At 69.3% G+C, this 13824-nt stretch carries 18 protein-coding genes; 12 read left to right on the top strand and 6 right to left on the bottom strand.

What is annotated here, in order from left to right; translation table 11 throughout:
* Window positions 1-65: 65 nt before the first annotated feature.
* Window positions 66-611 carry an ester cyclase gene (locus LL648_RS05375; RefSeq protein WP_232661278.1) on the top strand — a complete coding sequence of 182 codons (546 nt, stop codon included), beginning with the start codon at window positions 66-68 and terminating at the stop codon, window positions 609-611.
* Between the two features lie 136 nt (window positions 612-747).
* Window positions 748-954 carry a helix-turn-helix domain-containing protein gene (locus tag LL648_RS05370; RefSeq protein ID WP_232661277.1) on the top strand — a complete coding sequence of 69 codons (207 nt, stop codon included), beginning with the start codon at window positions 748-750 and terminating at the stop codon, window positions 952-954.
* Between the two features lie 557 nt (window positions 955-1511).
* On the opposite strand, the gene LL648_RS05365 is transcribed toward LL648_RS05370, so the two are convergent.
* A complete protein-coding gene (locus tag LL648_RS05365; protein WP_232661276.1) occupies window positions 1512-2201 on the bottom strand; it encodes an ArsR/SmtB family transcription factor in 690 nt (229 codons plus the stop codon).
* A gap of 42 nt (window positions 2202-2243) precedes the next feature.
* On the opposite strand from LL648_RS05365, the gene LL648_RS05360 reads away from it, so the two are divergent.
* Entirely contained in the window at window positions 2244-2870 is a 627-nt protein-coding gene (locus tag LL648_RS05360) for a class I SAM-dependent methyltransferase (RefSeq protein WP_374111985.1), read from the top strand.
* A 59-nt stretch (window positions 2871-2929) separates the two neighbouring features.
* Window positions 2930-4129 carry an MFS transporter gene (locus LL648_RS05355; protein ID WP_232661843.1) on the top strand — a complete coding sequence of 400 codons (1200 nt, stop codon included), beginning with the start codon at window positions 2930-2932 and terminating at the stop codon, window positions 4127-4129.
* Here the strand turns inward: LL648_RS05355 and LL648_RS05350 are convergent.
* Both LL648_RS05350 and LL648_RS05345 read right to left on the bottom strand, forming a co-directional pair.
* Window positions 4119-5204: a flavin-containing monooxygenase gene (locus LL648_RS05350; RefSeq protein WP_232661274.1), complete on the bottom strand. Its 1086-nt coding sequence runs from the start codon at window positions 5202-5204 to the stop codon at window positions 4119-4121. The genes LL648_RS05355 and LL648_RS05350 overlap by 11 nt on opposite strands.
* A 47-nt stretch (window positions 5205-5251) precedes the next feature.
* Window positions 5252-5806 carry a class I SAM-dependent methyltransferase gene (locus LL648_RS05345; protein ID WP_232661273.1) on the bottom strand — a complete coding sequence of 185 codons (555 nt, stop codon included), beginning with the start codon at window positions 5804-5806 and terminating at the stop codon, window positions 5252-5254.
* 136 nt (window positions 5807-5942) lie between these two features.
* Between LL648_RS05345 and LL648_RS05340 the strand changes: the two genes are divergently transcribed.
* The gene (locus LL648_RS05340; protein ID WP_232661272.1) at window positions 5943-6533 is read left to right on the top strand and encodes a TetR/AcrR family transcriptional regulator; all 591 of its coding nucleotides are present in this window, start codon (window positions 5943-5945) and stop codon (window positions 6531-6533) included.
* Between the two features lie 23 nt (window positions 6534-6556).
* Here LL648_RS05340 and LL648_RS05335 read toward each other — a convergent pair whose 3' ends face one another.
* The 3 genes from LL648_RS05335 to LL648_RS05325 are packed head-to-tail and all read right to left on the bottom strand — an operon-like array spanning window position 6557 to window position 8029.
* The gene (locus LL648_RS05335; RefSeq protein ID WP_232661271.1) at window positions 6557-7204 is read right to left on the bottom strand and encodes a maleylpyruvate isomerase family mycothiol-dependent enzyme; all 648 of its coding nucleotides are present in this window, start codon (window positions 7202-7204) and stop codon (window positions 6557-6559) included.
* A gap of 5 nt (window positions 7205-7209) precedes the next feature.
* Window positions 7210-7692 (bottom strand): SRPBCC family protein, encoded by a 483-nt coding sequence (locus tag LL648_RS05330; RefSeq protein ID WP_232661270.1) that lies wholly within the window; start codon window positions 7690-7692, stop codon window positions 7210-7212.
* 25 nt (window positions 7693-7717) lie between these two features.
* Window positions 7718-8029: an ArsR/SmtB family transcription factor gene (locus LL648_RS05325; protein ID WP_232661269.1), complete on the bottom strand. Its 312-nt coding sequence runs from the start codon at window positions 8027-8029 to the stop codon at window positions 7718-7720.
* Window positions 8030-8547: 518 nt separating this feature from the next.
* On the opposite strand from LL648_RS05325, the gene LL648_RS05320 reads away from it, so the two are divergent.
* From LL648_RS05320 to LL648_RS05290, 7 genes are read left to right on the top strand one after another with little or no spacing between them, the layout of a single operon-like run.
* Window positions 8548-8877 carry a hypothetical protein gene (locus LL648_RS05320; protein WP_232661268.1) on the top strand — a complete coding sequence of 110 codons (330 nt, stop codon included), beginning with the start codon at window positions 8548-8550 and terminating at the stop codon, window positions 8875-8877.
* A gap of 18 nt (window positions 8878-8895) precedes the next feature.
* A complete protein-coding gene (locus LL648_RS05315; RefSeq protein WP_232661267.1) occupies window positions 8896-9306 on the top strand; it encodes a hypothetical protein in 411 nt (136 codons plus the stop codon).
* Window positions 9303-9782: a Mov34/MPN/PAD-1 family protein gene (locus LL648_RS05310; protein ID WP_232661266.1), complete on the top strand. Its 480-nt coding sequence runs from the start codon at window positions 9303-9305 to the stop codon at window positions 9780-9782. The genes LL648_RS05315 and LL648_RS05310 overlap by 4 nt, the downstream gene beginning before the upstream one ends.
* Window positions 9779-11416, top strand: a complete 1638-nt coding sequence (locus tag LL648_RS05305) for a hypothetical protein (protein ID WP_232661265.1) — start codon at window positions 9779-9781, stop codon at window positions 11414-11416. Before LL648_RS05310 ends, LL648_RS05305 begins: the two co-directional genes overlap by 4 nt.
* Entirely contained in the window at window positions 11394-11924 is a 531-nt protein-coding gene (locus LL648_RS05300) for a sigma-70 family RNA polymerase sigma factor (protein ID WP_232661264.1), read from the top strand. Before LL648_RS05305 ends, LL648_RS05300 begins: the two co-directional genes overlap by 23 nt.
* Window positions 11921-12661: a hypothetical protein gene (locus LL648_RS05295; protein ID WP_232661263.1), complete on the top strand. Its 741-nt coding sequence runs from the start codon at window positions 11921-11923 to the stop codon at window positions 12659-12661. The genes LL648_RS05300 and LL648_RS05295 overlap by 4 nt, the downstream gene beginning before the upstream one ends.
* A complete protein-coding gene (locus LL648_RS05290) occupies window positions 12658-13659 on the top strand; it encodes an ImmA/IrrE family metallo-endopeptidase (RefSeq protein WP_232661262.1) in 1002 nt (333 codons plus the stop codon). Before LL648_RS05295 ends, LL648_RS05290 begins: the two co-directional genes overlap by 4 nt.
* Window positions 13660-13824 lie beyond the last annotated feature (165 nt).

Genomic DNA, 13824 nt, shown 5'->3' with positions numbered 1-13824 from the left:
TTGACCTGCGTCATCCTCAGCCTCACAATTTACTTACAGTCCGACTGTATCTGATTGGAGTTCGGATGGCCCCCACGACCTCGACCGACTTGAAGGACCTGGCCATACGCAGCATCCACCACATGGCGATCGGCTCCCGCTCCGAGTTCGACGATCTCGTCCACCCCGACGGGTTCACCCGAGAACGCCGTGCAGCGCCACCCGACGCCCGCGGCACCGGCCCCGAGGCCCTCTACCGACTCTGCTCCTGGCTTCGCGGCGGGTTCGACGACATGTCCTACGAGATCCACGACGTCATCGCCGAAGCCGACACCGTCACCGTCTACTGCACGATGCACGGCAGACACACCCGGCCCTTCGCCTTCTTCACCGACGGCACCAACGGCGATATCGATGTCGACGCCGCCTTCGCCCCGACCGGGAAGACCTTCGCCATCACGGAGTCGCACTGGTTCCACATGTGCGACGGCAAGATCATCGAGCATTGGGCGAATCGCGACGACCTCGGCTGGGCCCGCCAGCTCGGTTGGGTACCACCGAACCCGATCTACCTCCTTCGCTGCGCCCGCATGAAGCGACAGATCCGCAAGAGCCTGTCCCGGATCCAATAGGCGCATCCGCGAGAGGGAGTGCACTGCTCGAGCCCGGGCTCTGAGTACGAGGACGCCGAGCAGGCCGCCGGGGCAGCTCGAGGCGCTGCAGAAACGCTGGAACGCATGCCGCAGGTCCAGGCAAATGGGAGATGCAATGCTCACGGCGCGCGAATCCGACGTCCACCGGCTGATCGCGGCAGGCCTGTCCAACCAGGCCATCGCGGTGCACCTGCATATCGCGGAGAAAACCGTCGAGTGCTACATCAATCGCCTCTTCTGCAAGCTGCAGTTGTTCCCTGACAACAATGCGCACCGCCGGGTACTGGCGACGATCATGTATCGCGACGGCGTCCGAGAATGAACCTGCCGCATGTGTGCCATCCGCATGCCAAGATCACTGAGAATACGCCACCGAATCTGAGACTCCAACGCCTCAAACGTGTAGGTTCTCAGCACCCATGGCATGTCGATCATGTCTGACCTGCGGGCGCGGCTGTCTCACCGCGGTGGCAGCAAGACCAGTCTCACGCTGATGGCATTTCCCTGCGGACATCAGCGAGCGGGTGTCATCCGGCCGTCGAGATCGCCGTCGCCAGGCAATACCCGCCATCCGCGCACGGACGCACGACCTCGGCGCTCGGGCTGCCGCCGGCGTGCAGGAGCGGCGAGGTCTGGATCAGGCACGGTGACCTTACGCGCGTCCTTCACACCCGGGACGAGCCGCAATGCGGCGTACCTCTTCGACGACACCGTCCAGCGCCAAACAACCCGAGGACGGCGTCGACGTGACCTGGCCGCTCCAGCGGACACCTCGGCACCGCTGGCCGTTTCGAGCGATCCGTGGCGCTTGCGGTGATCAACCGGTTCCCGAGTTCTGTCTGCTCAGGCAGGGCCTGAGTGAGCGGGGTAGGACAGCGGTCAGGCAGCGGGGTCGTGGGCGACGGGGAGTCCGGACAGGCGCCATTCGGGCATGCCGTCGACCAGGCGGATGGCGTTTCGTCCGTGTTGGGTGAGTAGTCGGACCGCGTCGTAGGACAGGACGCAGTGTGGTCCGCGGCAGTAGGCGACGACGGTTGTTGCTGTGGGGAGTTCGGCGAAGCGGTCGGCGAGTTCGTCGGCGGGGATGGAGATGGCGCCGGGGATGTGGCCGGCGGCGTATTCGCGTGCCGGTCGGACGTCGAGCACGGTGGCGTGGCCGTCGCGTACGCGGCGCAGGAGTTCCTCGCGGCTGATCTCCTGGACGGCGGGGTCGGTTTGCGGGTCGTTCGTGGTAAGGCCGAGGAAAGCTCGGCGCGCGGGTTCGAGATCGTCGAGGTGGGCGGCTGCGACGGCTCGTTGGGCCGCGTAGAGGGTCGCGACGTCGTCGCCGGCGAGTGAGTATCGGATGCTGGTTCCGGCGCGGCGGGTCGTGACGAGCCCGGCCCGGCGCAGCACTTGCAGGTGTGCCGATGCGGTCGACAGGCGCAGTCCGGCTGCGGCGGCGAGCGGCTCGACCGGGCATTCGCCCTGCCCGAGCAGGTCGAGCAGCTCCAGTCGAGCGGGGTGCCCCATGGCCTTGCCCACGCGGGCGACGCGTTCGAACAGTTCGGTCTTGGCCGGGCTACTCATCTCATCCTCCAATGTTCTATGGAATAGTGTAGAACAGTCGTTGTGGCGAAGGTCGTGACCGGAGGCGTGGCGCACTGGGAGTCTGTGCACGGTAGGTGGGATCCGGCCGTAGCGAGCTGGTACGAGCCCGATCCGGTCATGTCGCTGCAGGTGTTGGACGAACTCGGTGTCGGCACCGGCGAGGCCGTGATCGACGTAGGTGCTGGGGCTTCCGGGATCGCAGCCGCCTTGCTCGATCGCGGGTTCTACGACGTCACTGCCCTGGACATCTCCATGGCCGCGTTGCAGAAGGCACGCGAGCGCCTCGGTCCACGCGCCGACGAGGTGCGCTGGATCGAGGCGGATCTGCTCGCCTGGACGCCCCCGCGGCAGTTCCAGGTGTGGCATGACCGGGCAGTGTTCCACTTTCTGACCGAGCAGCGGCAGCGCCGCCGCTACCGGGAGCTGCTGGCCGATGCCCTGCCGTCGGGCGCAGCGCTGGTGATGGCCACGTTCGCCGCGGATGGGCCGGCGCAATGCTCCGGCCTGCCGGTGCAGCGCTGGGATGCCGCCGCGCTGATCGCGGAGCTGGGTCCGCGCTGGGATGTCCGGGTCTGCCGACGCGCCGAGCATCACACACCTGCAGGAGCGATCCAGCCGTTCGTCTATGTCGGGGCTCGGCGGCCATGATTCGACGGGACATGGCTATGGCCCCGCCTCGTCATCCTGACCAGCGCCGGATCTTGGTTGTGCTGGTTGCGGCGCAGGTGTTGAGCGGGGCAGGGCTGGCGGCCGGAATCACCGTGGGTGCGCTGCTGGCGCAGGAGATGCTCGGCGGGACTGCGCTGGCGGGGTTGCCGAGCGCGTTGTACACGGTCGGGTCGGCGGCCGCGGCGGCGGGTGTGGGGCGCATCTCCGACACTGCCGGTCGGCGGTTCGGTCTCACGGTCGGCTACGGCGTCGGTGCGGCCGGCGCGCTGGGCGTGGTGGGGGCGGCGGTGTTGGGCAGCGTCGTGCTGCTGTTCGGGTCGCTCATCCTTTACGGGGCGGGGACGGCCACCAACTTGCAGGCCCGCTATGCCGGTGCCGACCTGGCCGCGCCGGAACGGCGTGGCCGTGCGGTCAGCACGGTGCTGCTGGCCACCACCCTCGGAGGGGTGCTGGGTCCGAACCTCACTGCGCTCAGCGGGACGACCGTCGCACCGTGGGGGATCCCGCCGCTGGCCGGCCCGTTCCTGCTGGCCGCCATCGCCTACGCCGCGGCCGCGGTCGTGCTGGGCGTGCTGCTGCGGCCTGACCCGCTGCTGCTCGCCCGGGAACTCGCCGTCGCGGAGCTGGGCAGGATCACCACGAACCCCGCTGGAACCCCCGACCTGCCGGACGCTGCACCGCGGGCGTCGGTGCCGGTCGGGGCCGCTGTGATGGTCCTGAGCCAGTTGGTGATGGTCGCGATCATGACGATGACCCCGGTCCACCTCGCCGGACATGGCCATGGGGTTGGCGTCACCGGGCTAGTGATCGCGGTGCACGTCGCTGCGATGTTCCTGCCGTCCCCGGTTAGCGGGTGGCTGGTGGATCGCTTCGGATCGATCCCGGTCGCCGTCACGTCCGGGCTCACGCTGCTCGCGGCTGGCGCGCTCGCGGCGACCGCCCCGGTGCACTCGGTTCCCCTGCTGGCCCTGGCCCTGGCTTTGCTGGGCCTGGGTTGGAACTTCGGGCTGGTCAGCGGGACGGCGATCCTCGCCGCGGTTCCGCTGGCGGTGCGAGCACGTACCCAGGGCAAGGTCGACGTCACCATCGCCCTCGCAGGAGCCGGAGGCGGCCTCGCATCCGGCATCGTCGTCGCGTCCGCCAGCTACCCGACGCTGTCGCTGGCCGGCGGCGTGGTCGCCCTGCTCATCCTCCCGATCGTCGCGTTCACCCCGATGCGACGGCGGCTCACGACGTAGCCGGCGACCGCGAGAGACGTCGCGCGAGTCGGCGCGCTGGCTGTCGAGGTGTCTGTCGATGTGCCAGGTGCCGAACGACGTGGCGGGCGTCGGTGCCGACGCCGCCGACGAGGTGCGAGGTGATCGAGGATTGGTGGGGCAGGCCGACGACGTAAAGCCCGGGCCAGTCGGTGATGCCGCGACGGTGGATCAGCCGGCCGGCATCGTCGAGGACCGGCAACCGCAGGAAGCGGTAGTCAGGACGCAGGCCCGTGCACCACACGACCGCCGCGACCTGGGCAATCGACCCGTCGGCGAGCAGCGGGAGCCCTCCACGAGCGCCGACCGTCCGTGGCGCCCGAGCGATCCCGGCTGCCTCGAGCTCCCCTGCACGAATGCGTCCCAGTGGTTCGGCCCCACCACGCAGGCCTCGGCGAGCCAGCGCCGCGCCGGGGCGCCCGAGCAGCCGCATCAGCGGGTAGGTCCAGGGGCCGAGCTGAGGGATGTGCCCGACGTCGCGCCCGGACAGCACCACCTCGCGTCCAGCCGCGGCGAGGTCAGCGGCGATCTCGGCACCGGAGTTGCCCGCGCCGATGACCAGCACCGCACCAACGGGGACCTGGGCGGCCCGCCGGTAGCCGCTGGAGTGCAGCTGCACGATCGCGGGATCGAGGTCGCCGGCGAACCCGGGAATGTGCGGGCGGGTGTGCGCGCCGGTGGCCACGATGACGTCGCGAGCCAGCCATCCGCGGCCGTCGGTGGCGGTGACGAGGAGCTGCTCGCCGCTCTGCTCCACGGAATCGACGGCCGTGCCCAGCTCCACAGGAAGCGCGAAGTGCCGGGCGTAGGCGGCCAGGTAGTCGGCCATCTCGTCCTTGGTGGGCGCCGCCGACGGCGGCCCGGGGAACTGCAAGCCAGGCAGGTGGCTGAACCCGGCCGGGGTGAACAGCCGAAGCGAGTCCCAGCGGTTTCGCCACGCCGCACCGACCTCGGCAGCCCGGTCGAGAATGACGAACGATCGATGGTGGCGCTGCAGCCAATAGCCGACCGCCAGGCCGGCCTGGCCACCGCCCACGACCACGACGTCGACCAGCATCGGATTCGGTGTCGGTGTCGGATCCGGTGCCGGCACGGAGGTGCCGGTCACACCGGTTTGCGGGCGACAAGCCGCTCCACCACGCCGCCGGTGAACCGCTCGATCTCGACAATGTCGAGCCCGAGCCCGGGAAGAAGGTCCGCGGGGCGGCGGCGGAAGTGCTCGCCCATGAACCGCACTGATGCCACCTCAGTCAGCCACTGCACCGCTCGCACCGGCGCGATGGTGGACGCGACGTGATCAGCCAGTAGCAGTGATCCGCCGGGGCGCAGCACCCGCACCATCTCCGTGAGCGCGCGGCGGTGATCGGGGATCCCGCACAGCGAGAATGTGCACACCACACAATCGACCGAACAATCAGGCAGGTCCAGGTGCTCGGCGTCTCCGACCCGAACCTCGACATCACGCCCGAGCTCGACCGCCCGAGCCCGCGCGAGCTCGACCATCGCCGGGCTCAGGTCGATACCGCGAACCCGCGTCCCGGCCGGGTAGTGCGGCAGGTTCAGCCCGGTGCCGACGGCGACCTCGAACACCTCCCCCGCCGCGCGGCTACACACCCAGGCACGGCTGTCGCGGAACAACACCCGGTCCATGAACTGCATCGCAGAGTCCGTGCGAGGTGCCGACCGGTTCCAGTAGCGAGCCCACCGCGCCCGTTGCTCATCGCTCGCCATACCCACTCCTGCGCCCGACTGATGTCTACTTCAGCATATATACCGGATGGTCTACATTTGTGAAGTGGGTGGAACACAGCGGATGCCGCGTGCGCAGCGGCGTGAGCAAATCCTGGGTGCCGCCACCGCGGCGTTCGCCCGCACCGGGTTCGTCGACACCGGGCTGGACGACATCGCCGCGGAGGCCGGAGTCACGCGGATGATCTTGTACCGGCACTTCGACTCGAAGATCGACCTCTACCGTGCGGTACTCGCCCGGGCGCGGGCCAACCTCGGCGCAGCTGTCGGGGGGCCCGACTACAACGCGCAGATCATCGACGCGCTGTTGGCCGGCGCGTCCCGGGACCCGGCGGGGTTTCGGCTGTTGTTCACCCACGCCGCGCGCGAGCCGCAGTTCCGCGCCGATTCCGACCGGTTCGCCGCCGAGATGACCGCCATCGCCGAGCAGCAACTCGCCGCCCATATCCCCGACCCGGGATGGCGCAGGTGGGCGGCTCACCTCACCCCGACCGCGACGATCGCCGCGATCACGGCGTGGCTCGACGCCGGCCAACCCGACCCGGCCACTGCCGCTGTCCGTATCCGCAACGCCGTCACCGGCATCGTGGTAGCCGCCGCAGCCTCGACGACGGCTCATCCCCACCCGCCCTGCTGAGGCCGATGAGGAGTGGCCGTGGGTCAGCCGGCGATCCGCGCTTCCAGGATCTCCGTGCCCGGCCCGCTGAGTTCCGCGGTGATGCCGCGTCGGCCGACCATCGCCATGAGCAGCGGCTCGGCCGGTCCGCGGACCTCGGGGCCCGCGCCGCAGCTCCACTCGACGTCGGTCGCGGCCAGCGCCAGTCCGGCGATGCGCGGTGCGGCTGCGAGCGGGCGCGCGGTGCTGGCGAACTCCAGCACCGTGGCGATCCGATCGGCCGGGATCTCGCGAGGCAGCCCGAGCGGTCGGCGGATGTCCTGCTGATGGATCATCGCGTCGGCGAGCGCGATACGGCCCCCGAACTTCGCGGTCAGCCCGCTGGGCCGCAGATGCGCGCGGGCCAGCGCGAGCAGCTGCTCGTGGCTGTGATCGGCGTAGCGAGCCAGCCCGGCGGTGTTGGCGCGATCCAGCGACATGCCGTTGCGCAACAGCCGCCCGAGCGCGCCGAGAGTGGACAACTCGTCGTAGCTGAACATGTGCGCGATCACCTCGCGCACCCGCCACTGCTCGCACAACGTCGGCGCCTCCCACTGCTCGGCGTTCAGCGACTCCAGCAGCTCGACCAACGCGGCGCGCTCGTCGTGGGCCATCGCCATGGCGTCGACATCTGTGTTGCCGTGTGCAGCCACGGTGGTCAGCTCTGCTCGGCGACGGTCTTGGCGAACCCGTCGAGCAGCTGTGCCCAGCCACCGCCACCGTTGATGGCGCCGTGGATGGCCTGACCACCCACGAGACGTTCGAAGTGGCGGTGCTCGACCTCGACGACGCTCTCCTGCGGGCCGCTGGCGGTGAACCGGGCCTCGATCTCGCTGGCGCGCTGCGGGTCGGGGTCGAACTGCCACGACCCGTTGATCTGCCAGGTGAACACCAGCCGCGACGGCGGCTCCCACAGCAGCACCCGTCCCCAGTCGCACTCGCTGCCATCCACGCCACGCTCATACCAGCGGCCACCGACCTGCGGCTCCAGCACGATCTCAGCGACCTCGGCCTGCCCGATGTGGTACTGGTGCGGCCACCACGAGTTGACCGAGCCGGTGAACACCTCGAACGCGCGCTCAACCGGCACGGCAACAGTGACGCTGCCGGTGATGGGTGGGATCGGAGCCGTGCTGGGCATGAGTTCTCCTACCGATGGTCGCAGTTCAGGTCCGTGGATCCTCGGCGATCTTGTGAAACGTGGTCAGGGCATCGCTCCAGACACCATCCAGCCACGCCCGCATCGCCGTGACGCCCTCGGGGTTGAGGTGGTAGATCCGCCGCGTGCCCTCGGCCCGGCTGACGACCAGCCCACCCTCACGCAACACCCTCAAGTGCTGCGACACCGCAGGCCGGCTGATCGGCAGCTCGTCGGCGAGCTCCTGCACCGAGCACGGCCGGCGGGCGAGCAACTCGAAGATGGCGCGGCGACTGGGGTCGCCCAGCAACCCCAGGCCACCATCTCCGTAAGCCTCCACGAACGGTAAGGCTAGACGCACGGAGATGGGCTCTGTCAAGAGTCGGTTCGCGGGAATGACCCGAACCCGCCCCGCCTCACTGGCGGTAGAGCCCCGGCATCAGCTTCCGGGCCGCGGCGTGCAGTTCCCACTCTTCGAGCGGCCGTTTGTAGGGTCTCAAATCCCATGACATGTGGATCATGCCTGAGCTGCGGGTTTGCGGTTGTCTCACCGCGATGGCACCAAGATCAGTCTCATGCTGATGGCATTCCCTACAGCAGGCTTCTCGGGATGCAGTTTGATCTTGGACGGCCTGTGGGGTTTCAGGCTGTCTCACGACGCCGCAGTGATCAGTCTCGAGGTCGAGCCTGTCTCCCTTGGGGCTGGCGCGCAGCAGGTTTGCGGCACTGTGGCGGATCGGAGGGAGCGGAGGTGTGAATGTGCCAGGCGTCACACCTCGTCTGCCTTTCGGGTTGGGTCGGTCGTGGCCTCTACGTGGTGAGCGGCTCCGGCAGGGGGCCGGTACTGGTGGAGGTTCGATGAACGAGGTGGGTTTCGACAACAGCGGTCAGGACCGGGGTCGGGGTGGCGACGGTCGGGGGGATAGGCCGCTGCCGGTGACGGTGCGGACGCTGTCCGGCCACACCCACCACGACACGGTGCGTGCCTCGGATCGCATCCGGGACGTGACGGTCGAGTCGGTGCGGATTTTCGTGGCCCGTGGGGAGTTGGCCGAGGGGGACTACTCGCTGACGCTGCCCCGGCTCGGTGACGCCGAGCTCGACCCGACGGGCACCATCGGCGAGGTTGGGGTGGTCCGCGGCGACGTGCTGGTGCTGGTGTCGCGGGCGCCGCAGGTCGACGGCTGAGGGTTGCTTGGGACAACCATGCTTCACCCGCAGATCCTCGTTGACCTCCTTGATGGTGAACTCGCGCTGGCGCGGCAGGTGTTGGGGGCCCGCGCTGGCGATCTGCACCGTGATGGTCTTGCTCTGGTCATGCAGTTGGTGCGGCCGGACGGGACGTGGACGTTGAAGCTGGACGGCACGGCTTACGACGCCGAGCCCTTCGACGTCGCCCTCGTGGGTGAGGACGGTGACGTCCTCCCGCTCGATAGGTGGATCCCCGGTTTCGCGCTCGGCGAGCACCCGGTGCTCGGTCGCCCCTGGGTGTGTTTGAGCGGCACTCGGGCGTTCTACCTGTACGAGGGGCATCACACCGAACGCTGGGATGCGGTGCGCTTCCGTCATCGAGCCGACAACCTGCTCGATCGTCTGCTGGCAAAGGCGGGGCTGTGAGCACGTTCCAAGAGTTCGATTGCCTTCGCCTGTCCGTCGTCGTCCTCGAGCAGGCGCGCGAGTGGTTCGAGGACCGGGGGGCCTGTGGGTGCGAGGGGACCGCGATGATCGCCTGCGGCGAGAGCGGTGCGCGGTTGGTCATCCCCGAGCAGCGCGCTACGCGGTCGGCGCTCGGGGTGTCGGTGGAGGTGACCCGGCGCGGTCAGCTGCAGCTTGCCGCCGCCCTGGGGTCCGACGAGCTATACGTCGCCCGCATCCATTCACATCCTGGCGAGGCGTTCCACAGCCGAGCCGACGACGCGAACCCTGTTTTGAGCCACGTCGGGGCGCTGTCGATTGTGGTGCCCTACTTCGGTCTGGGCCTGCGGCGAGGCTTGGAGGCATGCGCGGTACTGCGTTTCGACGGTGCCCGGTGGCAGCCACTGCCCAGCGGCCCGATGCGTGACCGCTGGATCGTCGAGGAGCAGCGCCGGTGACCATCACCAGTACCGACACGTCGGTGACCGACCGGAACGACCCGCGGCTGCGGCTGCTGGGAACGCTGTCGCACACCGAGCAGAGCGTCGCGGCCCTGGCCGCGCTCGACGACGTGCGGGTGGTCATCGAGGTTGGCAAGGAGGCCGGTGCCGCTCACACTTGCTCGCTCATCGCGCTCTCCGGGTTGCTCGCCCGGCTCGTGGGAGACGTCTCGATCTCGCGTGTCATCCCCGCACCTGGCAACTGGTGGGGCGTGGGGACGGTCGGGGAGATCGTCGAGGTGGTCCAGCGGTTGTGGCCTCGCCCCGCGACGGCGCCGAAGCGGCAGTTGCGGGTCACCGTCGGCGCGCGAGGCGTGTCGGCGGGTGATGTCGGGGTGGGCGGCGGGGACTGGACCGCGGGCTTGGGTGTCGCACCGGTGGCGCTGGATCCAGCGTCCCACGCGCTGGGCGTGCACGCGGCAGCGTGCCTGGCGGTGGGTCAGGTCCTCAACCGGGTTCTCGGCAACCTGGGTTACCCCGGGCTCATCCTCGATGGCCCCTACGCCCTCGACCTGCTCACTCATCGTCCCGGGCGCAGCGCACCGGCAGCGGTGGGTGGCCAGCTCGTCTCGCCGGGCGCCCTTGAGGTCGCCGTCGCTGGTGTCGGCTCGGTGGGCACGAGCACCCTCGCGCTTCTCGCGATGGCGATCGCGACACCCCACCGCGCGGTGGGGGATCGGCGGTCAGTGCGGGTGACCGCCATCGACGCCGACGATCTCGATCCTAACCACAACCCTTTTCGCTATCCCGCGCTGCGCGGCGGGGAGCTCGGAAACAAGGCGGTCTGGGCGACGGGCCGGCTGCGCGAGTTCGGCATCGTCGCTGACGCCGCCCCACACGGGGTGGCGCAGTGGGCGGTCGCCCGCGACCGTCCCGGCTTCGACGGCCTGCTCATCTCCTCGGTCGACACGGTGAGCGGCAGGCTCGATGTCGCCGACGTCCTCGCCCGCGAGACGTTGTCCCTCGGGGTGTCGGGGTTGGCCCTGCACGCTCAACGCGAGCGGTTCGCCGACGGGTTGCGCTGCCCGTTCTGCGACTACGTCTGCGCGGATCCCCCGGCGACCCAGGCACAGGTCTATGCCGAGGTCACCGGCCTTCCGGTGGCACGGATCCTGCAGCTACTCCACCACGACACCCGGCTGACCGACACCGACGTCGGGTTCGCCGTCACCGCCGGCCGTGTCCCGCCGCACCGTCGCACCGACGTGGTCGGCTACCGCCTCGCGGATCTGGTCCGCGAGGCCTACGCCGAGGCAGCGCTGCGACCGGCCGGCCCGGCTGGGGAGGGCGCGGTGGCTGTCGCCGCCCCGCATGTGTCGTGGTTCGCTGGTGTGCTCGCCGCGGTGGAGGTAGTCAAACAACTCGACGGGCTGCCCCTGCTCGACCGGCGTGTCGATGTCGATCTCGGGGGTCTTCCCCCCGGAGTTGTGCGACGCGTCCTCGCCGACGCCACTGGCCGATGCGTGTGCCGCTCCGCCGTCCGGCGCAGGTGGACCAAACAGCTCTATGGCGCCCCCGCCGATCGGGCGCAAGACGGATCGCTCGGCGGCGCAGACGATACTTGCTCGGGTGAGCAGCCAGCTGGCGGGTGAGTCCACCACCGAGCAGCCCGACGTCGCAGCGCTCTACCAGCGCCACGGCGACACCATGCACCGGGTCGCCGGTGCTGACCTGGCCGGGACCGGAGTCGACCCCCGCGATGCGGTGGCCTGTGTGATCAACGACCTGGTCAGCAAGCACAAGCGCGGCACACTGCATGGCGTCGACAACTGGGAGGCCTACCTGGTCCGCTCGGTGCGGAACGCGGCGGCACGACTGGCTGGTCGGGCAGCACGCGAGCACCTTGTCGAGGATGCTGACCTGGTCTACCTCGCGGACCGGACCCCGGTCGCGGGCCACGACAACACCGTGATCACCAGAATGGAGGCGCAGCGACGCCTCGACCGACTCGACCCCCGCAAGAGGGCCATCATTGAAGGCCTCTACATCACTGAACTCACCCGGGCCGAACTCGCCGAGCAGTTCGGCATCACAACGCAGCGCGTCGGCCAACTACGCGATGAAGCCCTCGGCGAGATGCGGGAGGAGCGACCGAGATGAGACCCGACCAACACCACGAAGAGCCCGCAGACCCCGCCGACGACACCCCCCTCGGACGTGCCCTCGCCGCCTACCTGGCCGGGGATCTGAAGCTGGCCCAACACCTGCCCGCCGATCAACACGCGATCGTCCTCGAGGTCGGCCCCGTGCTTGCTGCGCTCCGACCGCCCGCCCCGATCACCAACCCGCCGGCGACAGCGGCGTCGGTGAGTGCGGGGTCGGCGGGTGCGGCCACGCCGTCGCCCGTCGACGACCCCATCGCGATCGCTCTCGGGCTGGTGCCCGATCCCGACCGGCCGCTCGCCGCACACGCCCTGGGCGCCGCGCGCCGCCGCCGACACTTGAAGCCCAGCGAGCTCAGAGCGCGTCTCGTCGCCCGCGGGTGGGAGGTGACGACTGCGGAGGTCGCGGCATGGGAGCGTGTGGACAGCCCGCAACCGCCCGCGTTGGTCGCCGCGGTCGCCGACATCCTCGACACCACACCGGCGAAGCTCATGCCGAGCAGGTCCTCGCCCCGGGCGAAGCCTTGGCAACGCCTTCTCGACGACGAGACGATCGCCGCGCGGCTCAATGCGTGGGCCGACGACGAGGGCGTCCCGGTCGCCGACGTCCGACGCCGGGTGGACTATGCGCTCGCTAGCGCTTTTCACCGTAACGAGCGCGAGCCCACCGCGCCGGCGCTTCTGCGAATCATCGAGATCCTCCGTCAGATCGAAGGGTTCTTGGACGGCCCATGACCGTGACCGCGCACGCAAAGAGGATCACTGCCGCGATCCCCCACGACGCGGCCGCAGGCCTCGCCGCGGACCCACTCCGAGCCCTGCAGCGTCAGGGTTACCATGTGACACCGGTTCCCGAACTTCAGCAGGAACGGGGAACCGGTGGATGGTGTGACGGGATGTCCTTCCATCGGCACGGCACCATCCTTTACGTCCCGACCGACTCGAACCGACAGAACTTCACTATTCTTCACGAGTTCGCCCACGGGCTTGTCGACCACGACGACGCCGCCCTCGACTGGGTCCACGAGCAGGACAAGCCTGCGGACGCGCTTGAACAGCTGTGCAACGAGATCGCCTCGCGGCTGCTGCTTCCCGACGCCCTACTGGACGCGGTGATCGGCTCCGGGACGCCCGAAGCCGTCCATCTGCGCCGACTGGCCGACACCACCGCGGCGAGCCAGGAGGTCTGCGCGATCGCGCTCGCTCGACGTCTTCCCTGTTCGGGGATGGTGCTGATCACCGATCTCAACCGTCACGAAGTGGTCCGAGCCGCCGTCCGCGGAGAGCTCCACGTGCGGCCCCGCCCGGGCGACCCGGTACCAGCGGTACACCCCCTCCGGCGGCTACAACCCGGCGCAAGCATGCGCACCCGTTCGTTCTGGTCACCACCCTGGGCAGACGATCGACAGACGCTCTACCTCGACGCCTGCGCAGGGACCTCGCGCACCTACGCGCTGATGGTGGTCAGCGACCTGTGGCAGCTCGACAACCTCCACTTGCACCCCGGGGAGCACACACCGGCACGCAGACCTGAAGGCCACCGGCGGTGCCCATGCGGATTCCTCGGCACGGTCAACGGCTACCCCTGTCCCGACTGCAACCACCAGTTTTGCCCACGCTGCCATGAATGCGATTGCCGCCGACGAGATGCCACCCTTCTTGCCTGCAGTGAATGCTTTCGATCCGTCGCAGCCCGCGCCGTCATCGACGGCCGGTGCAGCGACTGCCGATAGCCGTAACCGAGAAAACCTCGCACACCCACACTGATTTCGTCATCGGCAGCCAGACACCAGCCACGCATCCCAGCCGATACGCCGCAGCCTCACCACCGACATCACGATCAACCTCCCGCCGTAAGCAGTTCACTACGTCGGCTATCAACAGCAGCGACGTCGGGG

Source organism: Pseudonocardia sp. TRM90224 (assembly GCF_021245725.1).
Lineage (GTDB): Bacteria > Actinomycetota > Actinomycetes > Mycobacteriales > Pseudonocardiaceae > Pseudonocardia.
Note: the sequence above shows the minus strand (reverse complement) of the source record. Positions and strands in the feature narration are given on the sequence as shown.